Origin of the sequence: Saccharothrix deserti (genome assembly GCF_009769385.1) — a bacterium.
Lineage (GTDB): Bacteria > Actinomycetota > Actinomycetes > Mycobacteriales > Pseudonocardiaceae > Actinosynnema > Actinosynnema deserti.
This window is the reverse complement of record NZ_VKAB01000104.1, coordinates 1-8,186: the sequence shown is the minus strand read 5'-3', so window position 1 is coordinate 8,186 and position 8,186 is coordinate 1. Positions and strand designations below refer to the sequence as shown.

The window sequence follows — 8,186 nt, the reverse complement described above, 5'->3', positions numbered from 1 at the left end:
CCGAACCATCATCGGCCTGGAGATCGGCGGCACTCAACGTCACAGTCCCAAAAATCCTGTCTTCGCCCTACGAATTCCACAGAAGACTCAACTGATCCTGTGTCTCACACCAGTCTGACAGAGAGGGGCCACGCGCAGGTAGTGCGATTGGATCCGGGTGTCCGGTGCCCAGGCGAACAGGGCTTTCAGGTCCTCGATGTGCCGGTCGATGCCGTCGGTGTAGTGGCCGTCCGGCCAGTGCACGCGGACGTGCCTGGCGTGGCTCTCACCGAGGCGTGACCACTTCTCGTTGGTGAAGACGTCGAAGTCGAGTTCGCCGAACGTCTCCAGGTTGCGCCGCTCCTCCCGCGTGAGGCTCTTCGAGAACGGCGGGTTGGGGACGGGCGTGGTGGCCGGGTCGGGCAGCGGGACCCACGGGTTGTATCCGGCGGGCGCGGCGTCAGCCGTAGCGGTTCCGCTGGTGACGGCGGCCAGCGCCAGCGCGCCGAACGAGACGGCGGCGCCATTGGTCATGAGTGAACGACGGTCGAGCATCGCTGGTCCTCTCTCTCAGTACTCAGAAGATCTCTCTCATGGTTACCGCCGGGAGTGATCAACCCTCCAAGCTGCGCTACGAGTTATGCCAGACCGTGCCGCGGCGCTCGTACTCCAGTACGGTCTCGACCCGGTCGACAACGCGGACGCGCGCAGGAAAGTACGGCGTTCCATGGAATACCTCCTAGTGAGAGCCCTCTCCTGAGTAGTCGGATCGGACCCACCGGTGGTTCCCGACGCTGTTGTGGAGGGTTGCCGGTGTCGTGCCCGCGACGGCATTGCGGGCGATCCTGGAACGGCTGCACCCTCGTGAACATGTGCCGCTCGAAAATCATCGCTCTTGATCACGTGCATGCCATCGGCCTCGAAGACGGCGTCGAACGCCTCGCCGTACTTGCCGTCGTGGTCGCGTAGCGGGGTGCGTAGGGACTCCATGCGTGTTCCGAGGTCGGCGGTGAGGTTCCTGGCCTGCTGCGCCGCCCATTCCTGAGGGTGCCGTGTTCGAGGGAGGCCAACGCGTACAGCCGCTTGCCGAGTGCGGTGTCGATGTGGAGAACGTCCGCCGACGATGATGCCCTGGGCTTGGGCGGTGAACCTGCGGTGCCGGCCGAGCTGAGGACGTGAAAGCGCCGTCCGCCGGGCGACATGGCGGACGGCGCTGCGCCTGCTCGTTCCGCGGGGGAGGAGCGGTGTGAGGAGGCGATTCAGAAAGCGTATGTCAGGCAGGCCAGCCGGTCACCCGCGGTGCCCGCCTTCCCCGGCTCGGTGTGGGTGTGCGTGTCGTGCAGGACGATCGCGTTCGCGTCGCCCTTGCGGAACTGCCAGTCCACGGTCGCCGACGAGGTCGCCGCCCCCTTGTCGTCGGTGGTGAAGTCCAGCCAGATCTCGTTGTTCGGGTTCGCGTACTTCGGATCGACCGACGGCGACACCGGATCCTTCTCGTTCTGGTAGTGCGGGCCGGAGTCCGCGGGCTTGGCGCCGCAGGTCTTGGTGTGCACGTGCGCCCCGTATGCGGTTTTCGGCGGCAGGCCGGTGACCGTCAGAGTCACCGCGGTCCGGCCGTCCGCCACGGTCGCCGAGGTTGCCAGTTGTGCGCCGGCCGGGATTCGCTGCGTGTTGTAGGTGATGGCTGCGGGTTGGTCGCCGGATGCCGCGGGTTCGGCGACCGGGGTGCCCGGCACCGGGGCGGCGGTGGTGGTGGCGGGCGTCGGGCTCGTGGCGTTGCCGGAAGAGCAGGCGGCGAGGCCGCCTGCGAGCAGGACAGCTCCCATGAGAACTGTCGCCGTCGTGCGCATGCTTCTCCTTGCGTTTCTTGCGTGAACTCATTGTCTTAAGTGGACAGTAGTCGAATGTCGCGTGCGAGCGAGTCTTGCCAAAGATCGGCGGAGGAAGTTCCGCGAAGTTCTGACCGTGGTGCGGCGTCAGCCGTTGGGGTGGTGATGCCGGCGAACACCGACCCGCCCGCAGCCTGGCGTGCGTTGAGACCCCCTCGGGTCGAGGTGGCGCACACTGATCACACTGCCCTTGGTCGAATACCCTTCTGTCGCAAGAGGACATCGACCAAGGGGTTACGCGCAGTCGAAAGCCTTAACGCACTTGGTGTGCCGACTTCAGTCGTCGCTTGCACAGGCCGTGGGCTCGCTGACGAAGTCGATCGGCACTCGTCCGCGGCCTCGGCGAGGCGACGCCGGGGCGAACCGTCCCGACCTTGTCCCAGTCAGTGCCCCCAGAAGGCGTCCTCGGCGTCTTGGACGGCGGAGAACAGCCAGACCTCGACGATCCGGTCGCCCTCGATCCGTAGGACGTCGATGCCGTCCTGTGCGAGTTCGGTGCCGTTGCGCTGGGCCGAGAAGCGCACAGGAACGGCGACCATCGTGCCGTTGACCATGGGGGCGCCGGTGACCGCGAGTTCGAAGGTGCCTTCGCTGATGATCATGGTGGCGTCGATGACCTGGTCGACTTCGGTGCGGCCGTGGTCGGTGCCGGAGAGCCGGTTGTCGCCGGGCTGGTGCCACACTGCGTCATCGGTGAACAGGGCACCGACGGTGGCGAAGTCCTTGGCGGACAGCGCGTCGACGTACTTGCGGGCAAGGGCGCGCGTAGTGTCCACTGTGGCCACTCCTTCGTGAGGCCCGACGTATGACAGCCCCATGGTCGTCGTCGGTGGACAGTCACCTCAACGTAACCAATGAGCGGATGTGGCCCATGTCACAGTATCTTGAGTGGAATGTGAACACGGCGACCTGGCCGTCCCGCACGTCACTGGCCCGGATGGACAACAAGTGGACGGCGATGGCCGTGATCGCGCTCGGTCCCGGCGCGATGCGCTTCGGTGACCTGCGCACCCTCGTGGAGGGGGTCAGCGCCAAGGTCCTCACCGAGACGTTGCGGGATCTGGAGCGCGACGGTCTCGTCGTGCGGCACGTGTACGCCGAGGTGCCGCGAAGGGTCGAGTACGAGCTGACCGCGCTGGGCCGCACGCTGCACACGCCCCTGGAGGCGCTGAGCCGCTGGGCCGAGGAGCACGCCGAAGAGGTCCTTGCGGCCCGCGAGAGCTACGACGCTCGTTCCTGATCTACCTGGGATTACACGTCTGCGCCGAGCCTGGACCAGGTCGACGGTGGCTGGCGGGTGTACTGCGCGGGCACGACGTTCGGCAGTCGGCGGTCCGCGATCGGGCCGGCCACGGCGACGGACATCGAGGGTCCGTGGACCGATCAGGGCGAGGTGCTGCGCTCGCAGGGCGGCTGTCCTACAACGCGATCGACTCCGATCCGATCTGGTCGGTGGTCAACGGGCAGCGCGCCACCCCGTACGCGTGGGGCTCCTGGTGGGGTGGCATCTACATGCGGCAGTTGGGAGTCGACGGCAAGTTCGCTCCCAACACGCCGGAGATCCACCTCGCGGCGCGGTCCAATCACGCCATCGAGGCGATGTCCATCGTGTACCGCGACGGCTTCTACCACCTGTTCGCGTCCTTCGACGTCTGCTGCAACGGCTCGAAGAACAACTACCGCATCGCGCACCACCACTACGACTCGACCCGCGACACCGGCGGGTTCGACGCCTACCTCCAGATCCGGGACCTGACGTGGACCGGTGACGGCTGGCCGCAACTGCTCGGGCCGTCGACCGACCTGGGTGGCACGGGCAAGGTGATCGTCAACCAGCACAGCGGTCTGTGCCTGGGCAACTGGGAGTTCAACACCAACCCCGGCGCCGAAGTCCGCTGGTACACCTGCAACAACAACACGGTCCAGCGCTGGCGCTTCGCCTGGTGCGCAAGTAGCGGTGCGGCGTGATCACCGTTCCCGCGGTGATCACGCCGCATCACCCGTCCGGTCGATGGACAGCGAAGCTTTATGACCTGGGTCACATTGGAGCGTTAGTTACGTTGAGGTAAGTGGTTACTGATGGTGAGTATCGGGTCCACCAGCAAGGACTCGTCAAGGAGATGTTCACGATGGACTCCAGCACCACGCTCGCCGTCGCCCGCAAGTACGCCGACGCGGTGGCCGCGAAGGACTTCGGCGCGGTCGCCGCTTTGTTCACCGAGGACATCGTGTGGCACCAGCCCGGCAACCACCGCCTCGCCGGCGCCCACGTCGGCGGTGACGCGGTCAACCAGATGCTCGGCGCCCAGATGGCCGCCACCAACGGCACGCTGGAGATCACGCCGACCGGCCCCACGATGGTCAACGGCGCGCTGTTCACCATCCCGGTCCACTTCAGCGCCCGACGCGACGGCGCCGAAATGTCGATGGACGGCATCGACGTCTTCCGGGTCGAGGACGACCGGATCGCCGAGGTGTGGCTGTTCTCCGCCGACCAGGACGCCGAGAACGCCTTCTGGGACGCCAACTGACACCAGTTCGGCGACGTTGTCGAACGCGGATGGTCCTCCTCCACCTCGGGGCCGCCGACGTCCCGAACAGCACCAAGAAGTCGACTTCATCCAGGTGATCGACGTTGCGCGCATCCACGATGCGGCGGCGGACGGCCGCAGTCCTTCCGGAGCATCCGGCCGGACACCTGTGCCGAGTCCGCCCGGCCACTCTCGGGCAGCCGGGCGGACTGCCGCGCACCCGACCCTCGCAGCCCCCGACCCGGCGAGCCGTCTCTCTTCCGCACCGGGTAAGAGGTAGCAGCGAGAAACCGACGCGGTCGTCCACGCGTCCGGACCGGACACCTCCGGCAAAGCCGAACCGTCACGTTCGCAACGGCTCGGCCGCACCGTGGGCGGTCGAGGGAGGCGCCGGCTCTACCGGGCCCGGTCGACCAACTCGTGGCCGCGGCGAACACCTACTCCCGTATCCCACGCCGACCACGGCAACGGGCGATGACCAACTGCCTCGACGTAGGTGAGGAACGGAGACAGTCCATGTCCCAGCACCCAGAATTCAACGTGCTCACCGCGACCTGCCCGTCCCGCACATCACTGGCCCGCATCGCCAACAAGCGGACGGCCATGGTGGTGATCGCCCTCAGCGACGGCCCGATGCGCTTCGGCGACCTGCGCAACACGGTCGACGGGATCAGCGGGAAAGTCCTCACCGAGACACTGCGGGACCTGGAACGCGACGGACTCGTCACCCGACACGTCTACGCCGAGATGCCACCCAGGGTCGAATACGAACTCACCACCCTCGGACGCACCCTGCACGCACCCCTCCAGGCACTGGGCCGCTGGGCCGAGGAACACATCGAAGAAGTACTCGCCGCCCGCGAGACCTACGACACCCGCCGCTGATCTCGAAAGGGGAACACTCCGGCACCGCGCACACCGCCGGCCACCGGGAACGCTCGCCGAGCAGAACCTCAGTGTCGACGGTCCACAGCATTGTCCGCGAGCATGAAGATCGTCGAGACCGAGGCGACGACGCTGAAGACCCGTCGAACGACTTCACTCCGGAGGGAGACGTAATGGCGCATGACGAGGTAGCGGGCGGGGCTTCAGGCACCCAGGGCTCGGGCACGCAGGGCTCGGGCACGCACGATCAGCCGTCGGCGATCCAGGTCCGCGGGGCGAAGGTCCACAACCTGAAGGGCATCGATGTGACGGTGCCGCTGCGCCGGCTCGTCGCGGTGGCAGGGGTGTCCGGTTCCGGCAAGTCGTCGCTGGCGATGGGGGTTCTGTACGCGGAGGGGTCACGGCGCTACATCGAGGCGCTGTCGACCTACACACGTCGACGGATGGCGCAGGCGCCACGTGCGGCGGTGGACAGCGTCGAACACGTGCCCGCGGCTCTCGCCTTGCGGCAGCGTCCGGGTGTGCCCGGGGTCCGCAGCACCTTCGGCACGTCGACCGAACTGCTCAACGTGCTGCGCTTGCTGTTCTCCCGTCTGGCCTCGCACCTGTGCCCGGACGGTCACCGGCAGGACCCGACCATCGACGTGGCCGCCGGGCTCACCCTGACCTGCCCGGTGTGCGCAGCGACGTTCTACCCACCCGGCGCGGAGTCGCTCGCCTTCAACTCCGACGGCGCGTGCCCGCGGTGCACCGGCACCGGCGTGGTCCGGGAAGTCGACGAGGCATCCCTCGTCCCCGACCTGGAACTCACCATCGCCGACGGGGCGGTGGCCCCGTGGTCCATGTTCGGACTGACGGTGATGCCGCAGGTCGTCGCGGAGTTCGGGGTACGCACGGACGTGCCTTACGCGGACCTGACCGCGCAGGAGCGGGAGATCGTCATGCACGGCCCCGCGGAGAAGCGGCACGTCAGCGTCCGGTCCAACAACGGCAAACTCTTCGAGCTCGACTTCACCTACCGCAACGCCCGCCGGGCCGTCGAAGAGGCCCTGAACAACGCCACCACCGAACGCGGCCTGAACCGGGTGAACAAGTTCATCAGCGCCCAGGTGTGCCCCGCCTGCCACGGCACCCGGCTCAGCGAACAGGCCTGCGCCCCGATCGTCGACGGCATCAACCTCGCCGAGGCCACGTCGAAGACGCTCGACGAACTCACCGCCTGGGCCCCCACCCTCGCCGACACGCTGCCACCGCAGATGCACCGGATGGCGCGGAACATCGTCGCCACCCTGCTGGAGACCGCTCGCCGTCTGGTCGAGCTCGGCCTGGGCTACCTCAGCCTGGACCGGGCGAGCTCGACGCTGTCGACCGGCGAGCGGCAACGCGTCCAGCTGGCCCGCGCGGTGCGCAACCAGACCACCGGAGTGCTCTACGTCCTCGACGAACCCTCCATCGGCCTGCACCCCTCGAACGTGGACGGCCTGCTCGGCGTCATGCGCGACCTCCTCCGCGACGGCAACTCCGTCGTGCTCGTCGACCACGACATCCAGGTCCTGCGCGAGGCCGACTGGTTCATCGAGATCGGCCCCGGCTCCGGCACCGAAGGCGGCACCGTCCTCGCCACCGGCGACCTCACCGCCCTCGGCAGGAACCCCGACTCCCTGATCGGCGGATTCCTCGCCGGCCGCGAACCCGTCCTCGTGCGCTCCAGGGCACACCGCGACGAGATGTTCGACCAGGGCCGCATCCACCTGTCCACCCGCCCCCTGCACACCGTGCACGCCCTGGACGTCGACATCCCCCAGGGCCGCCTGACCGCCGTGACCGGCGTGTCCGGATCGGGCAAGACCACACTGATCCTCGAAAGCCTCGTCCCCGCACTCCAGGCGAACGTCGCGGGCCACCCGTTGCCCGGCCACGTCACGGCGGTGGACGCACCGGCGATCACCCGGGTCAACATGGTCGACGCCACCCCCATCGGCATCAACGTCCGCTCCACCGTCGCCACCTACAGCGGCATCCTCGACGACCTGCGCCGCGCCTACGCCGCCACCGACGCGGTCAAGCAACGGGGTCTCACCGCCGCGGACTTCTCCTACAACACCGGATCACTGCGCTGCCCCCGCTGCGAAGGCACCGGACAGGTCTCCCTCGACGTGCAGTTCCTGCCCGACGTCGACATCGCCTGCCCCGCGTGCGAAGGAGCCCGCTACGCCCCCGAAGCCACCGACATCCTCCGCCCGACTCCCGGCGACCCGGACGGCGGGATCAGCCTGCCCGACCTGCTGACCCTCACCGTCCGGCAGGCCATCGACCAGGTCGGCGACATCCGGCGCGTCCGCACCCGCCTCCAGGCGCTCATCGACCTCGGGCTGGGCTACCTCACCCTCGGCGAGGACACCCCCGCCCTCTCCGGCGGCGAGGCACAGCGGCTGAAGCTCGCCACCGAGCTGACCCGGAACCAGTCCGACACCCTCTTCGTCCTCGACGAACCCAGCGTCGGACTCCACCCCCTCGACATCCGCACCCTCTTGGACGTCCTCCAACGCCTGGGCGACAACGGCGCCACCGTCATCGTCATCGAGCACGACCTCGACATGATCGCCAACGCCGACTACGTCATCGACATGGGCCCCGGCGGCGGCACCGCCGGCGGCGCCATCGTCGCCACCGGCACACCCGACGACATCACCCAAGACCCCCACAGCGTCACCGCCGGCTACCTCAGCGACCACCTGCACATGACGACGACGTGAGCCGACTCGGTCTTCTCACGTGTAGGATCTCAAATCTCACTTCATATTCTCACGGCCGACTTCGTCTCGGCTTCATGAATGAAGTCGGGTTTGAGACAGGCGCCCCGAGCAAGATCGGTTGCTGGTACTCGTGGTCCATGTGGTCG

The 8,186-nt window shown here is 67.7% G+C and carries 8 protein-coding genes; 5 read left to right on the top strand and 3 right to left on the bottom strand.

From position 1 onward, the window contains the following. Nucleotides 1-87: 87 nt before the first annotated feature. From FM051_RS49090 to FM051_RS49080, 3 genes are all read right to left on the bottom strand, one after another. Complete coding sequence (locus FM051_RS49090; protein ID WP_158854758.1) at nt 88-513, bottom strand: hypothetical protein; 426 nt, start codon at nt 511-513, stop codon at nt 88-90. Between the two features lie 725 nt (nt 514-1,238). Next, nucleotides 1,239-1,829 carry a superoxide dismutase family protein gene (locus tag FM051_RS49085; RefSeq protein ID WP_158854756.1) on the bottom strand — a complete coding sequence of 197 codons (591 nt, stop codon included), beginning with the start codon at nt 1,827-1,829 and terminating at the stop codon, nt 1,239-1,241. A gap of 422 nt (nt 1,830-2,251) precedes the next feature. After that, nucleotides 2,252-2,644, bottom strand: a complete 393-nt coding sequence (locus FM051_RS49080; RefSeq protein ID WP_202919511.1) for a nuclear transport factor 2 family protein — start codon at nt 2,642-2,644, stop codon at nt 2,252-2,254. A gap of 119 nt (nt 2,645-2,763) precedes the next feature. Here FM051_RS49080 and FM051_RS49075 point away from each other — a divergent pair, with 119 nt between their 5' ends. The 5 genes from FM051_RS49075 to FM051_RS49055 all read left to right on the top strand — a co-directional run bounded on the left by FM051_RS49075 (nt 2,764) and on the right by FM051_RS49055 (nt 8,040). Next, nucleotides 2,764-3,108, top strand: a complete 345-nt coding sequence (locus FM051_RS49075) for a winged helix-turn-helix transcriptional regulator (RefSeq protein ID WP_238413251.1) — start codon at nt 2,764-2,766, stop codon at nt 3,106-3,108. Between the two features lie 134 nt (nt 3,109-3,242). Next, on the top strand, nt 3,243-3,836 hold the full coding sequence (locus FM051_RS49070) for an RICIN domain-containing protein (protein ID WP_158854750.1): 594 nt from the start codon (nt 3,243-3,245) through the stop codon (nt 3,834-3,836). Between the two features lie 101 nt (nt 3,837-3,937). Continuing rightward, entirely contained in the window at nt 3,938-4,399 is a 462-nt protein-coding gene (locus tag FM051_RS49065) for a nuclear transport factor 2 family protein (RefSeq protein WP_202919510.1), read from the top strand. 516 nt (nt 4,400-4,915) lie between these two features. Continuing rightward, nucleotides 4,916-5,284, top strand: coding sequence for a winged helix-turn-helix transcriptional regulator (locus tag FM051_RS49060; protein WP_158854748.1), 369 nt, complete (start codon nt 4,916-4,918; stop codon nt 5,282-5,284). Nucleotides 5,285-5,457: 173 nt separating this feature from the next. Next, nucleotides 5,458-8,040, top strand: a complete 2,583-nt coding sequence (locus FM051_RS49055) for an excinuclease ABC subunit UvrA (RefSeq protein ID WP_158854746.1) — start codon at nt 5,458-5,460, stop codon at nt 8,038-8,040. The last annotated feature ends 146 nt before the right edge of the window (nt 8,041-8,186 follow it).

Coding starts and splice junctions, on each gene's coding strand:
- FM051_RS49055 (WP_158854746.1), top strand. CDS start 5,458: ATGGCGCATGACGAGGTAGCGGGCGGGGCTTCAGGCACCCAGGGCTCG.
- FM051_RS49090 (WP_158854758.1), bottom strand. CDS start 513: ATGACCAATGGCGCCGCCGTCTCGTTCGGCGCGCTGGCGCTGGCCGCC.
- FM051_RS49085 (WP_158854756.1), bottom strand. CDS start 1,829: ATGCGCACGACGGCGACAGTTCTCATGGGAGCTGTCCTGCTCGCAGGC.
- FM051_RS49060 (WP_158854748.1), top strand. CDS start 4,916: ATGTCCCAGCACCCAGAATTCAACGTGCTCACCGCGACCTGCCCGTCC.